This window comes from Limimaricola sp. G21655-S1, from assembly GCF_027213785.1.
Classification (GTDB): Bacteria; Pseudomonadota; Alphaproteobacteria; order Rhodobacterales; family Rhodobacteraceae; genus Limimaricola.
In genome coordinates, this window is the sequence record NZ_JAPWGO010000003.1 from 132,368 (window position 1) to 154,819 (window position 22,452).

23 protein-coding genes and 1 tRNA gene are annotated in these 22,452 nt (G+C 67.3%); 15 read left to right on the forward strand and 9 right to left on the reverse strand.

The window, feature by feature from the left end:
- Nucleotides 1–51: 51 nt before the first annotated feature.
- From fabZ to lpxB, 4 genes are read left to right on the forward strand one after another with little or no spacing between them, the layout of a single operon-like run.
- Complete coding sequence (gene fabZ, locus O4G76_RS04975) at nt 52–528, forward strand: 3-hydroxyacyl-ACP dehydratase FabZ (protein ID WP_269396277.1); 477 nt, start codon at nt 52–54, stop codon at nt 526–528.
- Nucleotides 528–1,310 (forward strand): acyl-ACP--UDP-N-acetylglucosamine O-acyltransferase, encoded by a 783-nt coding sequence (gene lpxA, locus O4G76_RS04980; RefSeq protein ID WP_269396278.1) that lies wholly within the window; start codon nt 528–530, stop codon nt 1,308–1,310. The genes fabZ and lpxA overlap by 1 nt, the downstream gene beginning before the upstream one ends.
- 4 nt (nt 1,311–1,314) lie before the next feature.
- A complete protein-coding gene (locus O4G76_RS04985) occupies nt 1,315–2,100 on the forward strand; it encodes an LpxI family protein (RefSeq protein WP_269396279.1) in 786 nt (261 codons plus the stop codon).
- Nucleotides 2,097–3,245 (forward strand): lipid-A-disaccharide synthase, encoded by a 1,149-nt coding sequence (gene lpxB, locus O4G76_RS04990; RefSeq protein ID WP_269396280.1) that lies wholly within the window; start codon nt 2,097–2,099, stop codon nt 3,243–3,245. Before O4G76_RS04985 ends, lpxB begins: the two co-directional genes overlap by 4 nt.
- 53 nt (nt 3,246–3,298) lie before the next feature.
- Here the strand turns inward: lpxB and mnmA are convergent, their stop codons facing one another.
- Nucleotides 3,299–4,450 (reverse strand): tRNA 2-thiouridine(34) synthase MnmA, encoded by a 1,152-nt coding sequence (gene mnmA / locus O4G76_RS04995; RefSeq protein ID WP_269396281.1) that lies wholly within the window; start codon nt 4,448–4,450, stop codon nt 3,299–3,301.
- A gap of 150 nt (nt 4,451–4,600) precedes the next feature.
- Between mnmA and O4G76_RS05000 the strand changes: the two genes are divergently transcribed.
- The 5 genes from O4G76_RS05000 (at nt 4,601) to O4G76_RS05020 (ending at nt 10,300) form a co-directional block, all read left to right on the forward strand.
- Entirely contained in the window at nt 4,601–4,879 is a 279-nt protein-coding gene (locus tag O4G76_RS05000) for a DUF1153 domain-containing protein (protein WP_269396282.1), read from the forward strand.
- 96 nt (nt 4,880–4,975) lie between these two features.
- The gene (gene ctrA, locus O4G76_RS05005; protein ID WP_085896647.1) at nt 4,976–5,689 is read left to right on the forward strand and encodes a response regulator transcription factor CtrA; all 714 of its coding nucleotides are present in this window, start codon (nt 4,976–4,978) and stop codon (nt 5,687–5,689) included.
- 88 nt (nt 5,690–5,777) lie between these two features.
- On the forward strand, nt 5,778–7,961 hold the full coding sequence (gene ligA, locus O4G76_RS05010; protein ID WP_269396283.1) for an NAD-dependent DNA ligase LigA: 2,184 nt from the start codon (nt 5,778–5,780) through the stop codon (nt 7,959–7,961).
- Complete coding sequence (gene recG / locus O4G76_RS05015; protein ID WP_269396284.1) at nt 7,958–10,054, forward strand: ATP-dependent DNA helicase RecG; 2,097 nt, start codon at nt 7,958–7,960, stop codon at nt 10,052–10,054. The genes ligA and recG overlap by 4 nt, the downstream gene beginning before the upstream one ends.
- A gap of 123 nt (nt 10,055–10,177) precedes the next feature.
- Entirely contained in the window at nt 10,178–10,300 is a 123-nt protein-coding gene (locus tag O4G76_RS05020; RefSeq protein WP_269396285.1) for a hypothetical protein, read from the forward strand.
- A 171-nt stretch (nt 10,301–10,471) separates the two neighbouring features.
- On the opposite strand, the gene O4G76_RS05025 is transcribed toward O4G76_RS05020, so the two are convergent.
- On the reverse strand, nt 10,472–10,942 hold the full coding sequence (locus tag O4G76_RS05025; protein WP_269396286.1) for an iron-sulfur cluster assembly scaffold protein: 471 nt from the start codon (nt 10,940–10,942) through the stop codon (nt 10,472–10,474).
- Nucleotides 10,943–11,008: 66 nt separating this feature from the next.
- Between O4G76_RS05025 and hisI the strand changes: the two genes are divergently transcribed.
- Complete coding sequence (gene hisI / locus O4G76_RS05030; protein WP_269396287.1) at nt 11,009–11,365, forward strand: phosphoribosyl-AMP cyclohydrolase; 357 nt, start codon at nt 11,009–11,011, stop codon at nt 11,363–11,365.
- Nucleotides 11,366–11,407: 42 nt separating this feature from the next.
- Here hisI and gluQRS read toward each other — a convergent pair whose 3' ends face one another.
- From gluQRS to gyrA, 4 genes are all read right to left on the reverse strand, one after another.
- Nucleotides 11,408–12,247 carry a tRNA glutamyl-Q(34) synthetase GluQRS gene (gene gluQRS / locus O4G76_RS05035; RefSeq protein ID WP_269396288.1) on the reverse strand — a complete coding sequence of 280 codons (840 nt, stop codon included), beginning with the start codon at nt 12,245–12,247 and terminating at the stop codon, nt 11,408–11,410.
- Nucleotides 12,248–12,433 carry a hypothetical protein gene (locus O4G76_RS05040; RefSeq protein WP_085896641.1) on the reverse strand — a complete coding sequence of 62 codons (186 nt, stop codon included), beginning with the start codon at nt 12,431–12,433 and terminating at the stop codon, nt 12,248–12,250.
- A 59-nt stretch (nt 12,434–12,492) separates the two neighbouring features.
- On the reverse strand, nt 12,493–13,860 hold the full coding sequence (trmFO, locus tag O4G76_RS05045) for a methylenetetrahydrofolate--tRNA-(uracil(54)-C(5))-methyltransferase (FADH(2)-oxidizing) TrmFO (protein WP_269396289.1): 1,368 nt from the start codon (nt 13,858–13,860) through the stop codon (nt 12,493–12,495).
- 67 nt (nt 13,861–13,927) lie between these two features.
- Entirely contained in the window at nt 13,928–16,690 is a 2,763-nt protein-coding gene (gyrA, locus tag O4G76_RS05050) for a DNA gyrase subunit A (protein ID WP_269396290.1), read from the reverse strand.
- A 207-nt stretch (nt 16,691–16,897) separates the two neighbouring features.
- Between gyrA and O4G76_RS05055 the strand changes: the two genes are divergently transcribed.
- The gene (locus O4G76_RS05055) at nt 16,898–17,173 is read left to right on the forward strand and encodes an usg protein (RefSeq protein WP_269396291.1); all 276 of its coding nucleotides are present in this window, start codon (nt 16,898–16,900) and stop codon (nt 17,171–17,173) included.
- Nucleotides 17,174–17,243: 70 nt separating this feature from the next.
- On the opposite strand, the gene rocF is transcribed toward O4G76_RS05055, so the two are convergent.
- From rocF to O4G76_RS05070, 3 genes are all read right to left on the reverse strand, one after another.
- On the reverse strand, nt 17,244–18,167 hold the full coding sequence (rocF, locus tag O4G76_RS05060) for an arginase (RefSeq protein WP_269396292.1): 924 nt from the start codon (nt 18,165–18,167) through the stop codon (nt 17,244–17,246).
- 93 nt (nt 18,168–18,260) lie between these two features.
- Nucleotides 18,261–18,719 carry a disulfide bond formation protein B gene (locus O4G76_RS05065; protein ID WP_269396293.1) on the reverse strand — a complete coding sequence of 153 codons (459 nt, stop codon included), beginning with the start codon at nt 18,717–18,719 and terminating at the stop codon, nt 18,261–18,263.
- Complete coding sequence (locus O4G76_RS05070; protein WP_269396294.1) at nt 18,716–19,294, reverse strand: YqaA family protein; 579 nt, start codon at nt 19,292–19,294, stop codon at nt 18,716–18,718. The genes O4G76_RS05065 and O4G76_RS05070 overlap by 4 nt, the downstream gene beginning before the upstream one ends.
- A gap of 93 nt (nt 19,295–19,387) precedes the next feature.
- On the opposite strand from O4G76_RS05070, the gene O4G76_RS05075 reads away from it, so the two are divergent.
- The 4 genes from O4G76_RS05075 (at nt 19,388) to O4G76_RS05090 (ending at nt 22,274) form a co-directional block, all read left to right on the forward strand.
- The gene (locus O4G76_RS05075; protein ID WP_269396295.1) at nt 19,388–20,239 is read left to right on the forward strand and encodes a neutral zinc metallopeptidase; all 852 of its coding nucleotides are present in this window, start codon (nt 19,388–19,390) and stop codon (nt 20,237–20,239) included.
- A gap of 45 nt (nt 20,240–20,284) precedes the next feature.
- A tRNA-Leu gene (locus tag O4G76_RS05080) sits at nt 20,285–20,369 on the forward strand.
- A 103-nt stretch (nt 20,370–20,472) separates the two neighbouring features.
- A complete protein-coding gene (locus tag O4G76_RS05085) occupies nt 20,473–21,648 on the forward strand; it encodes a glutathionylspermidine synthase family protein (protein WP_269396296.1) in 1,176 nt (391 codons plus the stop codon).
- Between the two features lie 23 nt (nt 21,649–21,671).
- Nucleotides 21,672–22,274, forward strand: coding sequence for a DUF1190 domain-containing protein (locus tag O4G76_RS05090; RefSeq protein ID WP_269396297.1), 603 nt, complete (start codon nt 21,672–21,674; stop codon nt 22,272–22,274).
- Nucleotides 22,275–22,452: the final 178 nt, after the last annotated feature.

Below are 22,452 nucleotides of genomic sequence, written 5' to 3' on the forward strand. Positions count from 1 at the left end.
GAGTTGCTACTCAGATCGCGAATAGCCCCGCGACGGAAGGACCGCACCGACATGACCGACACCCCCGAGACGGGCACGCCGACCACCGCAGACATCCAGCTGATCCAACGCATCCTGCCGCATCGTTACCCGTTCCTGCTGGTGGACCGCGTAATCGACATCGATGGCACCTCGAGCGCCACGGGCATCAAGAACGTGACGATGAACGAGCCGCATTTCCAGGGGCATTTCCCCGGCAATCCGATCATGCCCGGCGTCACGATCATCGAGGCGATGGCCCAGACGGCGGCAGTGATGGTCGGCACCACGATGAACCTCGTGGACGGCAATATGCTGATCTACTTTATGGGCATCGACGCCACCAAGTTCCGCCGCAAGGTGGTCCCGGGCGACCAGCTGCTGATGAAGGTCGAGACCACGCGCGGCAAGCCGGGCGGCAAGGTCTGGCGCTTCAAGGGCGTGGCGACGGTCGATGGCGAGATGGCGGCCGAAGCCGAGTTCACCGCGATGATGGACCTGCAGGGCTGATGGCGCGGATTCACCCTTCCGCGGTGATCGAGGAGGGCGCGCGGATCGGCGAGAACTGCCTGATCGGGCCGTTCTGCCATGTCGGCGGCCAGGTCGTGCTGGGCGATGGCGTCGAACTCAAGAGCCACGTGGTCGTCACCGGCGACACAGCGATCGGCGCGGAGACGGTGGTGTTCCCCTTCTCGGTGATCGGCGAGATCCCTCAGGATCTGAAGTTCGGCGGCGAGCATACGCGGCTGCGCATCGGCGCGCGCAACCGCATTCGCGAGCATGTGACGCTCAACACCGGCACGGCGGGTGGCGGCGGCGAGACGCGGGTGGGTGACGACTGCCTGCTCATGGCGGGCTGTCACGTCGCGCATGACGTGCGGGTGGGCGATCGGGTGATCCTCGTGAACCACGCCGCGGTCGCGGGCCATTGCGAGATCGGCGATGACGTGATCGTCGGCGGGCTTTGCGGCATTCATCAATGGGTCCGCATCGGTCGCGGAGCGATCATCGGCGCGGTCACGATGGTGACCAACGACGTGATCCCATTCGGTCTCGTCCAGGGGCCGCGCGGCCGGCTCGACGGGCTCAACCTCGTCGGCCTCAAGCGGCGCGGCACCTCGCGCGAGGAGATCGGTGCGCTGCGCGCCGCGTTCCGCGCCCTGAAGGACGGCGAGGGCACGTTCCACGAGCGGGCCGCGGCGCTCGGATCCGGGGAAAGCGACCTCGTTCGGGAGCTGTCGGAGTTCGTTTCGGCGCAGAGCGACCGCCAGTTCCTGACACCGCAGGGCTGATCCGATGCTGGCGCTTCTTGCCGGGACCGGTACGCTGCCGGGCGCGATACTCGCGGAGCGCCCCGGTGCGCTGGTCTGCGAGATGGCGGGCGTGCCGGTGACGGCACCGGAGGGCACCGAGCGCCTCGGCTACCGGATCGAGACGCTCGGCACGCTGCTCGCGGATTTGCGGGCACGGGGCGTGACCGAGATCTGCCTTGCCGGTGCGATGTCGCGTCCGCAGGTCGATCCGTCACGGATCGATGTCGCCACCGCCCCTCTCGTGCCGCGGTTGATGGCCGCAATGGGTCAAGGCGACGACGCGACGCTGCGCGCCGTGATGGCGCTTCTGGAAGAGCAGGGCTTTGCCCTGCGCGCGGCGCATGAGATCGCGCCCACGCTGCTCCCCGGTGCCGGCCTGATGGGTGTCGTGCCCTTCACCGAAGCCCATGCGGCCGATGCGCGACGCGCATGGGCGGTGCACCGCGCCATGGCCGAGGCCGATATCGGTCAGGCCTGCGTGGTGCGCGACGGGCTCTGCATCGCGGTCGAGGCGCTGCCGGGCACCGACTGGATGCTGGCCAGCCTCGCGGGTGGCGAGGCGAAGGGCGGGCTGCTCTACAAGGCGCCGAAGCCGGGGCAGGACCGGCGGGCCGATCTGCCGGTCATCGGTCCCGGCACGATCGAGGGCGCGGCGCGCGCGGGTCTCGAGGCCATCGCGATCGAAGCGGGTGGCGTGATGGTGCTGGAGCGCGTGGCGACCATCGCCGCCGCCGATCGCCACGGCATCGCGCTGATGGTGCAGGCATGAGGATCTTCGTCATCGCGGGAGAGCCCTCCGGCGATCGGCTGGGCCGCGCCGTGATGGCCGGGCTGAAGAGCCTCGCCCCGGACATCCGCTTCGACGGCATCGGCGGGCCGGGCATGGCGGCCGAAGGGCTCAGAAGCCGCTTTCCGATGGACGAGCTGTCGGTCATGGGCATTGCCGAGATCCTGCCGCGTTACCGGCATCTCATGCGGCGGCTCGACGAGACGGCGCGCGCGGTGATCGAGAGCCGGCCGGACATCCTGCTCACCATCGACAGTCCCGACTTCTGCCTGCGCGTGGCGCGGCGGGTCAAGGCGGCCGGTGCGCCGGTGCGCTGCGTGCATTACGTGGCGCCCAGTGTCTGGGCCTGGCGACCCGGCCGGGCGGCGAAGATGGCGCGCAGCATCGACCAAGTGCTGGCGCTTTTGCCGTTCGAGCCTCCCTACATGGAAGCTGCCGGGATGGAATGCGATTTCGTCGGCCACCCCGTCGTGACCGACCCGCAGGCGAGCCCCAAGGAGGCGGATGCCTTCAGAGCCCGCCACGGAATCGGCACCGCACCGTTGGTGCTGGCGCTACCCGGCTCGCGGCATGGCGAGGTACAGCGGCTCTCGGAGACCTTCGGGGGTGCGTTGGCACGCGTGCAGGCGGCCTTGCCGGAAGCCCGTGTCATATTGCCCTGCGCCGCGCCCGTCGCCGATCTGGTGCGGGCCGAGACAAGGACTTGGTCGGTTGCACCGCTGCTGATCGATCCCGCGCAGGACCCGGATGGTGCCGAAAAGCGCGCCGCGTTTCGGGCCGCCGACGTGGCACTTGCGGCGTCGGGCACGGTGTCGCTCGAACTGGCCGCGGCGGGCACGCCGATGGTCGTGGCCTATGATATGGGTTGGATCTCGCGCGCCATCATCGGGCGGATGTTGCTGACCGATACGGTGACACTGGTGAACCTCGTAAGCGAGACCCGCACCGTTCCGGAATTCATCGGCAAGGATTGCCGTCCCGAGCCGATCGGTCGGGCATTGCTGCGGCTTCTGGAGCGATCCGAAGCCCAGCGCCACGCGCTGGCCGAGACCATGCGGCGGTTGGGTGCCGGGGGTGAGCCGCCCGGCCTGCGGGCGGCACGCGCCATCCTCGATCGGATGCGCTGACAAATTTCTTCGAAGAAATTTGCCAAAACTCTTCGAAGAGTTTTGGTCCCGCCTCAGCGGCCCTTCCAGATCCAGCCACCGCCGAGCACGCGGCTGCCTTCGGTGGCATAGAACACGCAGGCCTGGCCGGGAGAGACGCCCTGTTCAGGCGAGAGCAACTCGACCTCGGCCTCCGTCTCATTGATCGGACGGATCACCGCCGGGGCCGGCGGTCGGGTCGAGCGGACGCGCACGAGCACTTCACGTTCCTTGGAATCGGTGAAGCTACCGCCGCCAATCCAGTTGACTTCCTTGAGCGGTACGCGCCGCGTCGCCAGCATCTCCTTGGGTCCGACGACGACGCGCTGCGCCTCCACGTCGAGCTTCACGACGTAGAGCGGCTCGTCGAGACCGCCGATGCCCAGCCCCCGGCGCTGGCCCACCGTATAGTGGATCAGCCCCCGATGTTCGCCCAGTACCCGCCCGTCGACATGCACGATCTCGCCCGGCTCCGCAGCACCGGGCCGCAGCTTCTCGATCACGGCAGCGTAGTTGCCATTGGGCACGAAGCAGATGTCCTGGCTGTCCGGCTTGTCGGCGACTGAAAGCCCGTAGCGTGCGGCCAAGGCCCTGGTTTCGGCCTTCGACGCGAGCCCGCCCAGCGGAAACCGCAGGTAGTCGAGCTGTTCCTGCGTGGTCGAGAACAGGAAATAGCTCTGGTCGCGGTTCGCGTCGGCGGCCGAATGGAGTTCGGCGCCCGCGGCGCCCATCTCGCGGCGGATGTAGTGGCCGGTCGCCATGCAATCAGCGTCGAGATCCTTGGCGGTGGCCAGCAGGTCCTTGAACTTCACCCGCTCGTTGCAGCGGATGCAGGGCACCGGCGTCGCGCCGGCGAGGTAGCTGTCGGCGAACTCGTCGATCACCGCCTCGCGGAAGGTGTTCTCGTAGTCGAGCACGTAGTGCGGAAAGCCCATCGCCTCGGCCACGCGCCGCGCATCATGGATGTCGCGCCCGGCGCAGCAGGCGCCCTTCTTGGCCAGCGCCGCGCCGTGATCGTAGAGCTGCAGCGTCACACCTACGACGTCGTAGCCTTCCTCCTTGAGCTGGGCGGCGACAACGGAGCTGTCGACGCCACCCGACATCGCCACGACGACGCGGGTCTGCGAGGCGGGCTTGGCGAAGCCCAACGAATTGAGCCCAGTGGTAGTGAAGCTGTCGAGCGGCATGGGACGATCCTTGGCGCAGGGTGGAAGCGCGCGCGAAGCGGCGATCGGGCCGCAATATAGGAAAATGCCCCCCATTTCCAACCCCCCGGCTTCACCGCTCCTTAGCCCTGACGCGCGCAGGGTCGGAGCCGGGGTGAGAGGAGGGTGAAAATGTATCTACGAAAGGTCGAGGGACCGCGGGCGGTGACGCTGCCCGACGGGCGCATCCTGACGCGCGCAGATCTGCCGAGCCCGGATACGGAGCGCTGGGTCGCCTCGCGCAAGGCGCGATTGCTGCTGGCGATCACCGTGGGCCTCGTTTCGCGGGACTATGCGATCGAGACCTATGGCCTGTCCGAGGAAGAGCTGCAGAGCTGGGAAAATTTGGCAAGGCGTCATGGTCCCGATGGACTGCGCGTAACGACTATACAGAAGTATAGACAACCGTGAGATGCAGTGGCATGGTTGACCCAGGGTAATACGGTGTTAACCGTCCGGTGGCTTACTCGCCGGCGATGGTTGAACCCGGAGCACGGAGGGTAAGGAATGCGCGTCTTGCTGGTTGAGGACGACCCGACCACGTCGAAGAGCATCGAGTTGATGCTCACCCATGCCAACCTGAACGTCTATGCAACCGATATGGGGGAGGAGGGGATCGACCTGGCGAAGCTCTATGACTACGACCTGATCCTCCTTGATCTGCACCTGCCGGACATGACCGGCCACGAGGTGCTGCGTCAGCTCCGGCTGCACCGGGTCTCGACGCCGATCCTGATCCTGTCGGGGGACGACGACACCGAGAGCAAGCTGAAGGGGTTCGGCTTCGGGGCGGATGATTACCTGACGAAACCGTTCCACCGCGACGAGCTGGTGGCGCGCATTCATGCCATCATCCGTCGTTCCAAGGGGCACGCGCAATCGGTGATCGTCACCGGGGAGGTCGCGATCAATCTCGACGCCAAGACGGTGGAAGCGGGTGGGCAGTCGGTGCATCTCACCGGCAAGGAATACCAGATGCTGGAGTTGCTGAGCCTTCGCAAGGGCACGACGCTCACCAAGGAGATGTTCCTCAACCACCTCTATGGCGGCATGGACGAGCCCGAGCTGAAGATCATCGACGTGTTCATCTGCAAACTGCGCAAGAAGCTGGCCCAGGCCACCGGGGGGGCGCATTACATCGAGACGGTCTGGGGGCGCGGTTACGTGCTTCGCGATCCGGAACCGGCGCGAGAGGTGCCGCCGCTGGCCATCGGCGCCTGAACCGCCCCGGCATCTGGACGCTCCCCTGCCGGGCTTCTAAGTTCGCCGCGCGGGCGGCTCGGCCCGTGACGGGGACCGGGAGACGGCTTTGACGGCGGAACAGGATCTGCGGGCGATCGAGGTCGCGACGCTTACCGAAGCGCAGGCGAAAGAGGAGCTCGAAAGGCTCGCTGTCGAGATCGGCGCGGCCAACACGGCCTATCACGTCGAGGATGCCCCCGAGATCAGCGACGCCGCCTATGATGCCCTGCGCGCGCGAAATGCCGAGATCGAGGCGCGCTTCCCGGCGCTCAAGCGCGTCGACAGCCCCTCCGAGCAGGTGGGCGCGGCACCCGCCGAAGGTTTCGGCAAGGTGCCCCACGCGGTGCGGATGCTGTCGCTCTCCAATGCCTTCACCGACGAGGAGGTGACCGAGTTCGCGATGCGGGTGCGTAAATTCCTCGGCCTCGCCGAGGACGCGCCGCTCGATTTCACGGCCGAGCCCAAGATCGACGGGTTGTCTCTGTCGCTGCGCTACGAGCAAGGGCGTCTGGTGCGCGCCGCCACGCGCGGCGACGGTGCCGTGGGCGAGGACGTCACCGCTAATGCCCGGACCATCGACGACATCCCCGAAACGCTGGAAGATGCACCCGACGTGCTAGAGGTGCGCGGCGAAGTCTACATGAGCCACGCCGATTTCGCCGCTCTCAATGCCCGGCACGCCGAGCGCGGTTCGAAGACATTCGCCAATCCGCGCAACGCCGCCGCCGGATCCCTGCGTCAGCTCGACCCGGAGATCACGAGGCTCAGGCCGCTGCGCTTCTTTGCCTATGCCTGGGGCGAGCTGTCCGCGCCGCTGGCCACGCATCAATACGACGCCATCGCTCGACTTCAGGAACTGGGGTTCTGCACCAACCCGCTGACCCGGCGCTGCGATACGCCGGAGAAGATGGTCGAGGCGTATCGCGAGATCGAGGCCAAGCGCGCCGATCTGGGCTATGACATCGACGGCGTGGTCTACAAGGTAGATGACCTGTCGTTTCAGCGCCGCCTTGGCATGCGCTCGACCACGCCGCGCTGGGCGCTGGCGCACAAGTTCCCCGCCGAGCTGGCTTGGACCACGTTGGAGAAGATCGAGATTCAGGTGGGCCGTACCGGCGCGCTATCGCCGGTGGCGCGGCTCAAGCCGGTGACGGTGGGGGGCGTCGTCGTCTCCAACGCCACGCTGCACAACGAGGATTACATCAGGGGCCGCGATTCCAAGGGGATGGAGATCCGCGAGGGACGCGATATCCGTGAAGGCGACCGGGTGCAGGTCTACCGCGCCGGCGATGTGATTCCGAAGATCGCCGATGTCGATATTGGACGCCGTCCCAAGGGCAGTGTTCCCTATGTGTTCCCGGATCATTGCCCCGAATGCGGCTCCGCCGCGCCGCGGGAGGAGGGCGATGCCGTCCGTCGCTGCACCGGAGGGCTGATCTGTCCGGCTCAGGCGGTCGAGAAGCTGCGCCATCTCGTGAGCCGTGCAGCCCTCGACATCGACGGGATGGGCGCCAAGCAGGTGGAACAGTTCTACCGCGATGGCTGGATCAAGGAGCCCGCCGACATCTTCATGCTTCGCGAGCGCTACGGTACGGGGATGCAGCAGCTCAAGAATCGCGAGGGCTGGGGCGAGAAATCCGCCGCTGCGTTGTTCGACGCGATCGATACCGCCCGCAAGGTGCCGCTGGGACGGATGCTGTTCGGCTTGGGGATCGCGCATGTGGGGGAAGTGGCCGCCAATGTTCTTGCCCGGCATTTCGGAACATGGGACGCGCTGATCACCGCCATCGATGCCGCCGCCAATGAGCCCGCGGCGCAGGCCGAGGACGACAAGGCGCGCAAGGCGGCCCTTCCCGACAGTCCGAACTGGGCCGAGATCACGGGTATCGACGGTATCGGCTTTACCGTGGCGGTGAGCCTCGTGACCGCGCTGAGCCAGGAGGCGGAGCGCGCCTCGGTCGACCGGCTGGTGGCGCAGCTCGAGATCCGGCCCGCCGAGAAGCCGCGCACCGAGAACAGCCCCGTGGCGGGCAAGACCGTGGTGTTCACCGGCACGCTCGAGAAGATGACCCGGGCCGAGGCCAAGGCCCGCGCCGAACAGCTCGGCGCCAAGGTCGCGGGTTCGGTGTCGGGCAAGACCGACCTGCTGATCGCGGGACCCGGCGCCGGCTCCAAGGCGGCCAAGGCCGAAGCCTTGGGCGTGGAGGTGCTCGACGAGGATGGCTGGCTCGCGCTGATCGGCGACGCATGAGCGTCAAGGGCCGCCCCGAGATCCTGTTTCCGCTTTTCGGGGACATCCAGAAGCTCAAGGGCATCGGCCCCAAGAGCGTGCCCGCCTTCGAGGCGGCAGGGCTGACGCGGCCGCGCGACGTTCTGCTGACGCTGCCGCATTCGGGCATCGACCGGGCCCGCAAGGGCAGCATCCGCGAGGTGGTGCCGCCCGCCGTGGTGACGGTCGAGGTTGAGGTGGTCCGCCACCATGCACCCGCGGCCAAGGGGCGGCCCTGGCGGGTCACGGTGGAGGATAGCGAAACCGCGTTCCAGCTCGTCTTTTTCCATGCCAAGGGCGATTACGTGCCACGGTTGCTGCCCATCGGGGCGCGACGCGTCGTCTCGGGTAAGGTGGAGCTGTTCGACGGGCTGGCGCAGATGGTGCATCCCGACCACGTGCTGCCGGTCGAGAAGGAGGAGGAAATCCTCGCCTTCGAGCCGGTCTATCCGCTATCGAACGGGATCACCCAGAAACAGATGGCGCGCGCCGCGCAATCGGCGCTGGGCCTCGCTCCCGACCTGGCCGAATGGATCGATCCGGGCCTCCTGCAGCGCGAGGGCTGGCCATCCTGGCGCGAGGCGCTGGGTCGGGCGCATGAACCCCAAGGGGCGGCCGATCTCTCGCCCACCCATCCCGCGCGGCTGCGCCTTGCCTATGACGAGCTGCTGGCGCACCAGATCACCCTTGCGCTGGCCCGCGCCACCGCGCGCCGGGCGCCGGGACGATCCAGTATCGGCGACAGACGGCATCGCAGGCGCGTCCTCGCGGCGCTGCCCTATGCGCCCACGGGGGCACAGGCCCGTGCGGTGGACGAGGTCGCCCGAGACATGGGCGCGGAGAGCCGGATGAACCGGCTGCTTCAGGGCGATGTCGGGTCGGGCAAGACGCTCGTGGCGCTGATGGCGCTGCTCGTTGCGGTCGAGGCAGGCGGGCAGGGCGTGATGATGGCCCCCACCGAGATCCTCGCCCGTCAGCACCTCGAAGGCCTGCAGCCCTTGGCCGAAAGCGCGGGCGTGGTGATCGAGCTGCTCACCGGACGGGACAAGGGAGCGGAACGGCGCCGCAAGCTCGAGGCCTTGGCAGAAGGGCGTATCCAGATCCTCGTGGGCACCCATGCGGTGTTCCAGAAGGACGTGGAGTTCCGCGACCTGCGCCTCGCCGTGATCGACGAACAGCACCGCTTTGGCGTGGCGCAGCGGATGGAGCTTGGCGCCAAGGGGCGCGGCGTCGACGTCTTGGTGATGACCGCCACGCCGATCCCGCGCAGCCTCGCGCTTACCCAATACGGCGACATGGATGTCAGCGTGCTCGACGAGAAACCGCCCGGGCGCACGCCCGTCACAACGGCGCTGGTCTCGACCGAGCGGCTGGGTGAGGTGGTCGAGAAGCTGCGCGCCGCCGTGGCGGATGGGCGACAGGCCTACTGGGTCTGCCCACTGGTCGAGGAGAGCGAGGTCTCCGACATGACGGCGGCCGAGGAACGGTTCAAGCATCTGCGCGCCGCGCTGGGCGAGGGCGTGGTGGGGCTGGTGCACGGGCAGCTGCCCCCCGCCGACAAGGATGCGGCGATGGCGCGCTTCGTCGCGGGTGAAACCAAGGTGCTCGTCGCCACCACGGTGATCGAGGTGGGCGTCAACGTGCCTGCCGCCTCGATCATGGTGATCGAGCGTGCCGAGAATTTCGGTCTCGCGCAGTTGCACCAGCTTCGCGGTCGGGTCGGGCGCGGCAGCGCCAAGTCCACCTGCCTCCTGATGTATCAGCCGCCCCTTGGCGAGACCGCGCGACGCAGGTTGGAGATCATGCGCGAGACCGAGGACGGCTTTCGCATCTCCGAGGAGGACCTCTCGATGCGCGGCGCGGGCGACGTGATCGGCACCGCGCAATCCGGCCTGCCGCGATTCCGCATCGCTGATCTGGAGCGCCACGCCGGGCTGATGGCCTTGGCGCAGAGCGATGCGCGCACGCTGCTGACCATCGATCCCGCTTTGGAAGGAGAACGCGGACGTTCCGCACGCGTTCTCCTTTGGCTCATGGAGCAGGACCGGGCCATCCGGCTGATCTCTGTCGGCTGAAAAATTCTCACTTATTACAACTCATTACCTCGGTTCGGCCGCAATGTTCTCATAAAGTTCTTTACAGGGGCCGCCCCGTATGGGAACAAAGCGGCAACAGGAGCTTGGAGAGAGGAGACGCGGATGGCCCAGGAACTCAAACTTGCAGTGAACCGCTCTCGCGACACCCTCGTCGCCGACGCGCTGGGCGCGGCGTCTCTGATGATCCTGTTGTTCGTCGGATTGTGGCTGCCCGGCCTGATCTGATCTGCCCGGACCCCTTGCCGGTCGCCGCAGCCCTGATCCCGCGGGGCAATCGCGGCGGATCGCCCATCCGTCGCCTCGAAGCCATGCTTCGGCGCGCGGCCGGAGCCCCGAAGGGTCCCGCCTTCGCCGCCGCCATCCCGAAGGATGCGCGGCGGCTTTTTTTTCGTGCCGTCAGACTGCGGCGCGTCGGCGTGCTTCGGCTTCCTCAACCGCCTGCGTCACCGCCTCGATTGCCAGCAGGATCGAGGCATGCCGGTTGCGGTACTCCCGCGCAGGCAGAAGCACCTCGAACCCATCGAAGGGGGCCTCGGGCACCGGACCGTTTTCGGTCAACATGGCGCGCAGCTGGTCGCGGGCGTGGGCCAGCTCGCCATGATCGCGCCCGATCACCGCACCGCCGACGATCGCCGCCGCTGCCTGACCCAACGCGCAGGCCTTGACGTCCTGTCCGTATCCGCTCACCCGGCCATCCTCGACCGTCACATCGACCGTCACGGTCGAGCCGCACAATGGCGCGCGCCGCCTCACCGTGGCGTCGGGCGCATCCAGCCGCTCGGTCAGCGGCATTTCCGTCGTCAACGCGAGGATGCGCTGCGAATAGAGCTTGATCAGGTCGGTCTCGCCGCTGGCGCGCTCGGTCATGTTTGCCTCTCGTCAGTCGTGCCTCTAGATAGGCACGACGCCCCGGGATGCAAAAGGTTTGTGCCGATGTTCGACCCCAAGACGCTCCGCTACGACGCCAACGGGTTGATCCCCGCCATCGCGCAGGAGGCCTCCACGGGCGAGGTGCTGATGATGGCCTGGATGAACGCGGCCTCAATCGAGAAGACGCTCGCCTCGGGTCGCGTCACCTACTGGTCACGCTCGCGGCAGGAGTTCTGGGAAAAGGGCGCGACCTCGGGCAACCAGCAGGTGCTGGTCGAGATGCGCGTCGATTGCGACCGCGACTGCCTATTGTTGCAGGTCGAACAATCCGGCCCGGCCTGCCATACCGGCCGGCGCAACTGCTTCTATACCGCGATCCGCGAGGGTGAGGAGGTCGAGTTGACTCGGCCGATGGCATGAGGCTGACGGCATCGGATTTGCGTATTTGAAGAACAAGGTAGCCTAGAAGCCGATCATCTTCCGGATATCGGCCGGGCTTGCCCCCTCGGCGCGGTAGAGGCCGATGGCCCGCGCGTCGTCGCGCTTGGCCAGACGGCGGCCGGTTTCGTCACGGATCAGGCGATGGTGGTGGTAATCGGGGACCGGTAGATCCATGAGTCTTTGCAGCGCCACGTGCAATGGCGTCGCCTCGAGCAGATCGCGGCCGCGCACCACCTCCGTCACGCCCTGATCCGCATCGTCGATCACCACCGCAAGATGGTAGGAGGTGCCCATGTCGCGCCGCGCCAGCACCGGATCGCCGACGCTTTCGATCAAGGCGGCGGGGTCGATCTCGCGCGGGCCGGGATCGGTGCCGGTCTCGGTCCAGCGCAGAGGGCCGTCGATCCGGCTCATCGCCTGCCGCAAGTCGAGCCGCAGCGGCATGTTCTCCGGCAACGGCCCCGATCGATCATGGCTGCGGCAGGTGCCGGGGTAGATCATGCCGTCGGGCCCGAAACGCGGCCCGCCTTCCTGAGGGGCCGAGGCCGCCTCCAATATGTCGCGTCGGTTGCAGCTGCAGGGGTATAGAAGGCCCTCGGCCCAGAGGCGTTGGAGGGCTTCGCGATAGACGGAGATCCGCTCCGACTGCCGCATCACCGGCTCGGGCCACTCAAGACCGAGCCAACGCAGATCGTCATGGATCCGCCGCTCCCATTCGGGCTTCGACCGCTGACGGTCGATATTCTCGATCCGAAGCAGGAAGGTCCCACCCTCAGCCCGCGCATGGGCCGTCAGCGCCGAAAAGGCGTGGCCCAGGTGCAGTGGCCCGGTGGGCGACGGCGCGAAGCGGGTGACGCGCATTCAGCCGCGCTTCACCGCGCTTTGGTGAATGATCAGCCATGCCAGCAGGATGAAGATCGGGTGGCCCAGACCGCCCGAGATCAGGATCGCCGGGAACCAGATCACCAGCACTACCATGCCGAGGATCACCCGACCGGTGAGCATGATGGCGACGGGCGGTAGCAGCAGCGCGAGGATATAGAGCATCAATCGTCCATTCGTTGTCTGCCCCCGAGATGTGGTCCCGGGGGCCGCGCGGCAAGGGCTCAGGCGCCAGCGGCCTCCACGGAGGTTTCCTGCGCCGCGAGCCAGCCCCGCCAATCCTCCTTGGCACGGTCGGTATAGCCCTTGTAGCGGTCCTTGCGCCCGCGCCGCCCGCCACGCACGCCGTCCAGCGGCGGGAACAGCCCGAAATTCACGTTCATCGGCTGGAACGTCTTCGCCTCGGCACCGCCGGTGATATGGGTGACGAGCGCACCCATCGCCGTGGTTTGCGGCACCGCGGGCACCGAGCCGCCGAGGATCTCGGCAGCGGCGAGCCGACCCGCCAGCAGCCCCATGGCCGCGCTTTCGACATATCCCTCGACCCCGGTCACTTGGCCCGCGAACCTGATGTTCGGCCGGGCCTTGAGCCGCATTTCCGCATCCAGCAGCGTCGGGCTGTTGAGGAACGTGTTGCGATGAATCCCGCCCAGCCGCGCGAAACGTGCGTTCTCAAGTCCGGGAATCATACGGAAAACATCGGTTTGCGCGCCGTACTTCATCTTGGTCTGGAAGCCTACGATGTTGTAGAGCGTGCCCAGCTTGTTGTCGCGGCGCAGTTGCACCACGGCGTAAGGCTTGTTCTCCGGATCATGCGGGTTGGTCAGCCCCACGGGCTTCATCGGTCCGTGGCGCAACGTCTCGCGCCCGCGCTCGGCCATCACCTCGATCGGCAGGCAGCCATCGAAATAGCCCGCAGTTTCGCCCTCGTGGAACTCGGTCTTGTCGGCAGCCAGAAGCGCATCGATGAAGGCTTCGTGCTGGTCCTTCGTCATCGGGCAGTTGATGTAGGCGGTACGCTCTTCCTCGGTCTCGCCCTTGTCATAGCGCGATTGCAGCCAGGCCTTCGACATGTCGATGCTCTCGGCATAGACGATGGGGGCGATGGCGTCGAAGAATGCCAGCGCGCCGGTGCCGGTCACCGACGAGATGGCCTCGGCCAAGGCCGGTGAGGTCAGCGGCCCGGTGGCGAAGATCCAGTGCCCGGTCTCGGGCAGATCGGTGATCTCCTCGTAGCTGACCGTGACGTTGGGATGCGCCTTGAGCTGGGCCGTGACATCGGCGGCAAAGGGATCGCGGTCGACGGCCAGCGCGCCCCCGGCCGGCAGGCGGTGCCGGTCGGCGGTCGACATGATGAGCCCGTTCGCCGCGCGCATCTCCCAATGCAGCAGGCCCACCGCGTTCTGCTCGTCATCGTCCGAGCGGAACGAGTTGGAGCAGACCATCTCGGCGAGGTCGCCGGTGCGGTGCGCGAAGGTGCCGGTCTTGGGGCGCATCTCGTGCAGGATGACGGGAATGCCGGCATTGGCGGCCTGCCAGGCGGCTTCGGAGCCGGCCATGCCACCGCCGACGATGTGAAGAGGTTCTGTCATGGCGCCCAGATAGGCGCAGCGGCGGCCAAAGAAAAGCCCCGTCCAGCGAACCGGACGGGGCGCTGTCTCACTCGGTGCCGTCCTCCGGGGCCGCGGCCTCGACCGCGTCCACCGCGTCGCCCTGATCGGCGATCCGCGCCACCGAGACGACCTCTTCGCCACGCCCGGTGTCGAACACCTTCACGCCGCCGGCCGAACGCGAGCGGAACGAGATCCCGTCCACCGGTACCCGGATCGATTGGCCAGCGGAGGTCACCAGCATGATCTGGTCCCCGGTCTCGACCGGGAAGGCCGAAACGATCGGACCGCCGCGCATCGCCTTGTCGGTGGCGTTGACGCCCATGCCGCCGCGACCGCGAACCGGATAGTCATGGCTCGACGACAGCTTGCCGGTGCCGCGGGCGGAGATCGTCAGGATCAACGTCTCGGAAGCCGACATCTCGGCATAGCGCTCGGGCGACAACGCTCCGGCGACGACGCCCTCGTCATCATCCTCGGCCTCGGCATCGGCATCGTCGGCGATCCCCGCCATGGCACGGCGCATCTTGAGATAGGCCACCCGCTCGGAGGCCTCGGCCTCGAAATGCGGGATCACGGCCATCGACACCACGTGGTCATCATCCGACAGGCGGATGCCGCGCACGCCGGTCGAGGAGCGGCCCTGGAACACCCGCACATCGGTGGTACGGAAGCGGATCGCCCGGCCGGAATCCGTGACCAGCATCACGTCGTCATCCTCTGACGCGATGCGCGCGTTCACGAGGCTGACATTCTCGGGCAGCTTCATCGCGATTTTGCCGTTGCGCATGACGTTGGTGAAGTCCGACAGCGCGTTGCGGCGCACGTCACCCGCGGAGGTCGCGAACACTATCTGCAGGTCCGACCAGTCCTCCTCGGGGCGGTCGACCGGCATGATCGCCGCGATCGAGACGCCCGTGGGGATCGGCAGGATGTTCACGATCGCCTTGCCGCGCGCGGTGCGGCTGCCGAGCGGCAGGCGCCAGCACTTCAGCTTGTAGACCATGCCTTCGGTGGTGAAGAACAGCATCTGGTCATGCGTGTTGGCCACGAAGAGCGAGGTGACGACATCGTCCTCCTTGGTCTGCATCGAGCCCAGGCCCTTGCCGCCGCGCCGCTGGGAGCGGAACTCGGCCAGCGGCGTGCGCTTGATGTAGCCGCCTTGGGTCACGGTGACGACCATGTCCTCGCGCTCGATGAGGTCCTCGTCCTCCATGTCGCCGGCCCAGTCGACGATCTCGGTGCGGCGCGGCACCGCGAAGAGATCGCGCACTTCGCGCAGCTCCTCGCGGATGATCGTCAGGATCCGCTCGCGCGAGGACAGGATGTCGAGATAGTCGCGGATCTTCGCGGCTAGCTCCTGCAATTCGTCGGTGACTTCCTGCACGCCGATCTGGGTCAGACGCTGCAGTCGCAGCTCGAGGATCGCGCGGGCCTGTGCCTCGGACAGGTTGTAGGTGCCGTCCTCGTTCACCGGATGGAGCGGGTCGTCGATCAGCTTGATGTATTCGATGATCTCATGCGCGGGCCATGCACGCGTCATCAGCTTTTCACGCGCATCGGCCGCATCGGCCGAGGACCGGATCGTGGCCACGACCTCGTCGACATTCGACACCGCCACGGCGAGGCCGCACAGGATGTGGCTGCGCTCGCGCGCCTTGCGCAGCAGGAACGCGGTGCGCCGCGCGATCGCGTCTTCGCGGAAGTCGAGGAAGGCGGTCAAGAAACCGCGCAGGGTCAGGGTTTCGGGGCGGCCGCCGTTCAGCGCCAGCATGTTGCAGCCGAACGATGTCTGCATCGGCGTGAAGCGGAACAGCTGGTTCAGCACTACCTCGGGCGTGGCGTCGCGCTTGAGTTCGACGACGACGCGCACGCCGGAGCGGTCGCTCTCGTCCTGCACATGGGCGATCCCCTCGATCCGCTTGTCGCGCGCGGCCTCGGCGATGCGATCGATCATCGAGGCCTTGTTCACCTGATAGGGGATCTCGTCGACGACGATGGCGTAGCGATCCTTGCGCAGCTCCTCGACATGGGTCTTGGCGCGGATGATCACCGACCCGCGGCCCTCCAGATAGGCCTTGCGCGCGCCGGAACGGCCCAGCATCAGCCCGCCCGTCGGGAAATCGGGGCCGGGGACGAACTCCATCAGCCCCTCGGAGGAGAGGTCCGGGTCGTCGATCAGCGCGAGACAGGCGTCGATGACCTCGCCAAGATTGTGCGGCGGGATGTTGGTCGCCATGCCGACGGCGATGCCGCCCGCGCCGTTGACCAGCATGTTCGGGAAACGGGCCGGCAGGACCGTGGGTTCGCGGTCCTTGCCGTCGTAGTTGTCCTGGAAATCGACCGTGTCCTTGTCGATATCCGACAACAGGAACGCCGCCGGGCGGTCCATGCGGACCTCGGTGTAGCGCATGGCCGCCGCGTTGTCGCCGTCCATGGAGCCGAAGTTGCCCTGGCCGTCCAGAAGCGGCAGCGACATCGAGAAGTCCTGCGCCATCCGCACCAGCGCGTCGTAGATGGCTGAATCGCCATGCGGGTGATACTTGCCCATCACGTCGCCCACGGGGCGGGCCGACTTGCGATAGGGCTTGTCATGCGCGTTGCCGGTCTCGTGCATGGCATAGAGGATACGCCGGTGCACGGGCTTGAGCCCGTCGCGCAGATCCGGGATCGCGCGGCTGACGATCACGCTCATCGCGTAATCGAGATAGGAGGTCTTCATCTCCTCGACGATGGAGACCGTGGGGCCGCTGGGCGCGGGGCGCTCGGGCATGGAATCGTCGGTCTCGGGTGTGTCGGGAATGTCGCTCACGGGGGGAAAGCCTGCTGTCTTGTGACTGCTATATATTGTGAGCCAAACCTATAGCACCCGCGCCATATGGGGCGCAACAGAGGATGCCGCCGCCTGCTGGCAGCCGCTGACGGCAGTGGCTAACAAATTGGGATAATTGACTTTTTCTGGTTTCATGCTGGAATCGAGTGGCGGGGTCAAGCCCGCATGCCACGCAGGAGCCATTCGATGCCGCAGGACCTCTCGGAAACCGAACTGATGCTCAAGGGCTATGGGCTCACCACGGCCGAGCTGTTCTATCGCATGCCCGACTACAGGCACGTGCTCAACAGCTTCGTCTGGCAGGAATACGACCTAGCGCCGGATCATCCGAGATTGTTCGAATTCATCGAGTTCTGGCAGGAAGAGATCGAGGGGCCGCTGCACTCGGTTCGTTTCACCCACCGAAAGCTGATCTCGCCCGGTGAGTGGCGCAACGTGACCGGCGAGTTCCATTATCATTGAGCGCGGCGCTGTCGGGAAGCCCCGGGGGCGCTGCCCCCGGACCCCCGGCGTATTTCGGGAACAAAGTCGCTCAGGCGCCGCGCGGGGTGGGCCGGTCGAACACCCTGCGGCCCATCAGCGAAGCCGCCAGTTCGACCATCAATGCCGCGGTGCGGCCGCGCTCGTCGAGCGAGGGGTTCAACTCGACGAGGTCGAGCGAGGCCACGAGACCGCTGTCGGACAGCATCTCCATCGCCAGATGCGCCTCGCGCACCGTCGCGCCGCCGGGCACCGTGGTGCCGACGGCGGGAGCGGCGGCCGGGTCGAGGAAGTCGACGTCGAGCGAGACGTGCAGGATGCCGTCGGCCTCCTGAACGCGGTCGAGGAATTCCGAGAGCGGGCGCGCGATGCCGATCTCGTCGATCATTCGCATGTCGACCAGGGTCGCGTCGCCATCCTCGAGCGCGGCGCGCTCCTCGGGATCGACGCTCCTGAGCCCGATCATGCCGACCCGGCTCACCGGCACCGTCGCCGGCAGCGGCGGAAAGGCGTCGAAGCCCTCGCGGCCCGTGACGTAGCCCAGCGGCGTGCCGTGCAGGTTGCCGGTGGTGGTGGTGTCGGGCGTATGGAAATCGCTATGTGCGTCGAGCCAGAGCACGAAGAGCGGGCGGCCTATCTCCTCGGCATGCGCGGCCATCCCGGCCACCGTGCCGAGCGACAGCGCATGGTCGCCGCCCATGAAGATTGGGAAACCGTTCGGCGCCTGCTCGCGCGCGGCGCGCATCAGGGCCGCGGTCCAGCCGACATTGAGCGCGAGTTCGTGGACCGCGCCGTTGCGCGGCGGTGCGACCTCGACCCGGTCGGGGGCGACGTTGCCGATGTCGGTGACACCGTGGCCCAGCGAGGCGAGCGCCTCTGCGAGACCTGCGGTACGATAGGCGTCGGGGCCCATGAGGCAGCCGCGGCGTCGCTTGCCGCAATCCACCGGAGCGCCGATGAGGATGCAATCTGTCATGCCGGGATCATGGCGTGCCCGCGGGTGCGCGGGCAAGGGGTATCCTCGGGTCGCCCTGCCGCCGATGAAGCGCCCGGGAGGCGGATACCTCGCTCAGCTGCGGCGCAGCGCGGCGACCCACAGGCCGACCAGCACCAGCGAGAACAGGGCATTCCAGCTCGCCATCGACAGGCCGAACAACTCCCAGCTCACCACGTCGCACATCACCAGGCGCGGGCCGTCCAGCGACAGCAGGTCGCCACCCGACAACGAGCCGAGGCTCTGGCCGGTGCCGGTGCAGCTCGCCGGGCCCTCCCACCAGTCGCGCTCGACCCCGGTGTGGAACACGCCGATGGCGGCCGTGGTCACGGCGGCCAACGCGCCCAGCAGCGGCAGGACCCGGCCCGGCAGCATCAGCGCGATCAGGCCGATGGCGATGGCGATGCCATGTGGCCAGCGCTGCCAGATGCACATGGCACAGGGCGGGTAGCCGAAGGCCTGGAAGATGAAGGCCCCGCCCAGCAGCGCGGCCGAGCCGAGCGTGGCGAGAAGAATGGTCAGGGTGCGGCTCACAAGTACCTCGTCGCGTAGAAACCGGCGAAGAGCATGGCGCAGAAGACGGTGAAGACCAGACCAAGCCGCCGCTCGATGAAGTCCCGCGCGACGTCGCCGAACACGCGCAGGATCGCCGCCACGAGGAAGAACCGCGCCGCGCGAGCGATGATCGAGGAGACAATGAACACCGGCAGCGAAAGCCCGGTCACCCCCGACGCGATCGTGATCACCTTGAAGGGAAATGGCGTGACGCCGGCGACCAGCACGGCCCATGCGCCCCAGTCATTGTAGCGCAGCCGGAACTCCTCGAACTTTTCGGCCTTGCCATAGAGGTCGAGCACCCATTGCCCCAGGCTGTCGAACAGCGCCGCGCCGATCCAGTAACCCAGAAGTGCGCCGGCCACGGAGGCCAGCGTGCAGACCAGTGCGATGACCCAGGCGCGACGCGGCCGGGCGAGGATCATCGGGATCATCAGCGCGTCCGGCGGAATCGGGAAGACCGAGGATTCGGCGAAACTCACCGCGCCAAGGGCGGGGAGGGCGTGACGGTGACCCGCCAAGGAAATGGTCATGTCATAGAAACGGCGCAGCATGGAACTCGGGTCACCTCTGAAACGTCACCTGTTCAGGAACACGGCCCCGGCGCGGGGTCAACCGGGCAATCGCCCGCAGGGGAGAACGATGACATGAAATGGCGTGGACGCCGGGGCAGCGGCAACATCATCGACAGGCGCCGCTCGGGCGGCGGGCGCGGCGTGGCCATCGGCGGAGCGGGCGGCTTCGGGCTCCTGGCCATCGTGGTCGTCGGCTATTTCCTCGGGGTGGACCTGACGCCGCTTCTGGATGACGGACAGATGCAGGGGGGCGGTGGCGGCGAGATCACCGCCGCCGACGAGGAAGCGGCGCAGTTCGTGTCCGTCACCCTCGCCGATACCGAGGAGATCTGGGCCGACATATTCGCGAGCGAGGTCGGAAGGGCCTATGAGCCGGCCGAGCTGGTGCTGTTCAAGGGGGCGACGCAATCGGCCTGCGGCGGCGCTTCGGCTGCCACCGGTCCGTTCTACTGCCCGCCCGAGGAGCGGATCTTCCTCGACACCGATTTCTTCACCACACTTGACCGGCGGCTCGGCGCGGGCGGCGATTTCGCCGCCGCCTATGTCGTGGCACACGAAGTCGCGCACCACGTACAGAACGAGCTGGGCGTGCTGGGCGAGGTCAACGCCGTGCGCCAGCGCAGCGACGAGGCCACTTCGAACGCTCTGTCGGTGCGCATCGAGCTTCAGGCCGACTGCTTCTCGGGCATCTGGGCGCGCCGGGCCGAGGCGATGTTCGGCTCGCTCGAGCCGGGCGACATCGAGGAGGCGATGAATGCCGCGGCTCAGATTGGAGACGACACCTTGCAGCGCGAGGCGGGGCGCACGGTGCGGCCCGACAGTTTCACCCATGGCACCTCCGAGCAACGCCAGCGCTGGTTCGCGACTGGCTATGAGCAGGGCAGTCTCGAGGCCTGCGACACCTTCGCCACGGATCGCATCTGAGGCGCGTTGACGGGATCGCCGGGCCGGTCTATGCGGGTCGGGCTGGCCGGTGTGGCGGAATGGTAGACGCAGCGGATTCAAAATCCGCCGCCCACAAGGCGTGGGGGTTCGAGTCCCCCCACCGGCACCAGCTTTCCTCACGTTTCGATGCGAGGCCGCTCTTGGGGCTGGCTCGCGCCGCGTGCTCGCGATAGGTCCGATTGGCGCGCAGGTTGCGCGCGGGAGGACCGATCATGCAGCGCATCGCCACGGGCGCCCGCCCGGATTTCGAGGAAAAGGCCCGCGAGGCCGGCTTTACCTTTCATCACATGCATGGCGAGCCCTATTGGGACGAGGACACCGTCTACGCCTTCGATCTCGACGAGGTCGAGACGATGATCGAGGACCCGGCTACTGAGCTGCACGGCATGTGCCGCGAGGCCGTGGACCACGTGCTGCGATCTGACGACCTGATGGACCGTCTCGCGATCCCCGAAGCCGCCCGGCCGATGATCGCAGCGTCTTGGGAAGCAGGCGAGCCCGAACTCTACGGGCGCTTCGACCTGGCCCATGACGCCGAGGGCCCCGCGAAGCTGCTCGAATACAACGCCGACACGCCGACCGCCCTCTACGAGAGCGCGGCATTCCAATGGCAGTGGCTCGAGGACATGGTCGGGGCGGGAGCGCTGCCCGAGGGTTCGGACCAGTTCAACGGGCTCCACGAGGCTTTGGTGGCGCGGCTGGCGGAGATATTCGCGCCCGATACCGATCTGCATTTCGCCTGTTTTCCCGATGACCCCGAAGATTACGCCACAACGGAATACATGGCGTGGGCCGCACGCGAGGCGGGCCTCGGCGCGCATTTCGTGCCGATCCCCGAGATCGGCCTGACCGAGGCGGGCCAGTTCGCCGATGGTGAGGGTCGGGTGATCGGCGCGATGTTCAAGCTTTACCCTTGGGAGGACATGCTGCGCGACGACTTCGCCGAGGCGTTGCCGCAGGCCCGCTGTCAGTTCCTCGAGCCGCCCTGGAAGGCGATCCTGTCGAACAAGGGCATCCTGCCGGTGCTGTGGCGGCTGTTCGAGGGGCATCCGAACCTGCTTCCCGCCTATTTCGAGGATGAGGCGACCCAGCCCGCCGCCCGCGCGGCGCTGTCTGACGGCCATGTGCGCAAACCCCTCTTCTCCCGCGAGGGATCGAGCATAGATATCGTGACGCCGCAGGGCAGGGAGCGTGCGCCGGATCGCAGCTATGACGGTCATCCGGCGATCCTGCAGGCCTACCATCCGCTGCCGGTCTTCGACGGCATGCACCCGGTGGTCGGCGCCTGGATCGTCGGCGAGACTTGCGTGGCGATGGGGCTGCGCGAGGATCGCGGCCGCATCACGCGCGACCTGAGCCGTTTCAAGCCGCATTTCATCCGCGCCTGACCGCGCGCGAGGAGGAGACCGCCATGACCATCGCCAGCCATCCCGCCGCCACCCCGCGCAAGCGCTCGCGCCACGTGCGCATCGCGCTTCTGGGCGCCGCCGCCTTCAGCTTGGCCGCCTGCCGCGAGGAGGAGGTGCCCTCCGCAGCCTTTCCGACGCTCGATGCCTGCCTCGAAGCCGCGGCCGGGCCGGGCACCTGGGTTACCGAAGAAAGCTGCGAGCAGGGCTTCGGCGAAGCGCTCGAGGCGCATGTCGAAACCGCGCCGCGCTACGACGACGAGGCACTCTGCGAGGCCGAACATGGCGGCGAGTGCATGGTCGAGGAACGACCGGGCGGCGGTGGCTCGGTGTTCCTGCCACTGATGGCGGGCTACCTTCTGGGCAACATGCTCGGCGGGCGCGGCGCGATGGCGCAGCCCTTCTACGGGCGCTCATCCGGCGGCTTCGCCACCCCCGGCGGTACGGTGTTGAACCAGGCGCGTGGCAGCACCTCGCTATCTCCCAATGCCTTCAAGGCCGGGCCGGTGACCCGCACCGCGGCGCCGATGACCCGCGCCACGGTGGCCCGCACGGGCGGCTTCGGCGCGGCGCGCACCGGCAGCGGTCTACGCAGCTTCGGCGGCTGAGCCGTCGCCTTCGCCGCGTTTCCCTGCTCCGTGCGGATAATCGCCCCGAAGCTGCGCCACTGGCCGCGATCCGGCAACGAAGAATAGTGGCGGCAATGAGGCAAAGGTATAGGTCGGGGACGCATGGATTGTGGCGCCGGTCGTTCGGGTTCTGGCGACAATAAAATGGCCGACAGTC

Bases quoted from the DNA above. Each gene is read 5' to 3' on its own strand.
- O4G76_RS05070 (WP_269396294.1), bottom strand. From the start codon at position 19,294: ATGCTGCGCCGTTTCTATGACATGACCATTTCCTTGGCGGGTCACCGT.
- lpxB (WP_269396280.1), top strand. From the start codon at position 2,097: ATGAGGATCTTCGTCATCGCGGGAGAGCCCTCCGGCGATCGGCTGGGC.
- recG (WP_269396284.1), top strand. From the start codon at position 7,958: ATGAGCGTCAAGGGCCGCCCCGAGATCCTGTTTCCGCTTTTCGGGGAC.
- gluQRS (WP_269396288.1), bottom strand. From the start codon at position 12,247: ATGCGCGTCACCCGCTTCGCGCCGTCGCCCACCGGGCCACTGCACCTG.
- O4G76_RS05055 (WP_269396291.1), top strand. From the start codon at position 16,898: ATGCCGCAGGACCTCTCGGAAACCGAACTGATGCTCAAGGGCTATGGG.
- fabZ (WP_269396277.1), top strand. From the start codon at position 52: ATGACCGACACCCCCGAGACGGGCACGCCGACCACCGCAGACATCCAG.
- mnmA (WP_269396281.1), bottom strand. From the start codon at position 4,450: ATGCCGCTCGACAGCTTCACTACCACTGGGCTCAATTCGTTGGGCTTC.
- ctrA (WP_085896647.1), top strand. From the start codon at position 4,976: ATGCGCGTCTTGCTGGTTGAGGACGACCCGACCACGTCGAAGAGCATC.
- O4G76_RS05085 (WP_269396296.1), top strand. From the start codon at position 20,473: ATGCAGCGCATCGCCACGGGCGCCCGCCCGGATTTCGAGGAAAAGGCC.
- O4G76_RS04985 (WP_269396279.1), top strand. From the start codon at position 1,315: ATGCTGGCGCTTCTTGCCGGGACCGGTACGCTGCCGGGCGCGATACTC.
- O4G76_RS05090 (WP_269396297.1), top strand. From the start codon at position 21,672: ATGACCATCGCCAGCCATCCCGCCGCCACCCCGCGCAAGCGCTCGCGC.
- O4G76_RS05040 (WP_085896641.1), bottom strand. From the start codon at position 12,433: ATGCTCTATATCCTCGCGCTGCTGCTACCGCCCGTCGCCATCATGCTC.
- rocF (WP_269396292.1), bottom strand. From the start codon at position 18,167: ATGACAGATTGCATCCTCATCGGCGCTCCGGTGGATTGCGGCAAGCGA.
- O4G76_RS05075 (WP_269396295.1), top strand. From the start codon at position 19,388: ATGAAATGGCGTGGACGCCGGGGCAGCGGCAACATCATCGACAGGCGC.
- O4G76_RS05000 (WP_269396282.1), top strand. From the start codon at position 4,601: ATGTATCTACGAAAGGTCGAGGGACCGCGGGCGGTGACGCTGCCCGAC.
- O4G76_RS05020 (WP_269396285.1), top strand. From the start codon at position 10,178: ATGGCCCAGGAACTCAAACTTGCAGTGAACCGCTCTCGCGACACCCTC.
- O4G76_RS05025 (WP_269396286.1), bottom strand. From the start codon at position 10,942: ATGACCGAGCGCGCCAGCGGCGAGACCGACCTGATCAAGCTCTATTCG.
- trmFO (WP_269396289.1), bottom strand. From the start codon at position 13,860: ATGACAGAACCTCTTCACATCGTCGGCGGTGGCATGGCCGGCTCCGAA.
- hisI (WP_269396287.1), top strand. From the start codon at position 11,009: ATGTTCGACCCCAAGACGCTCCGCTACGACGCCAACGGGTTGATCCCC.
- lpxA (WP_269396278.1), top strand. From the start codon at position 528: ATGGCGCGGATTCACCCTTCCGCGGTGATCGAGGAGGGCGCGCGGATC.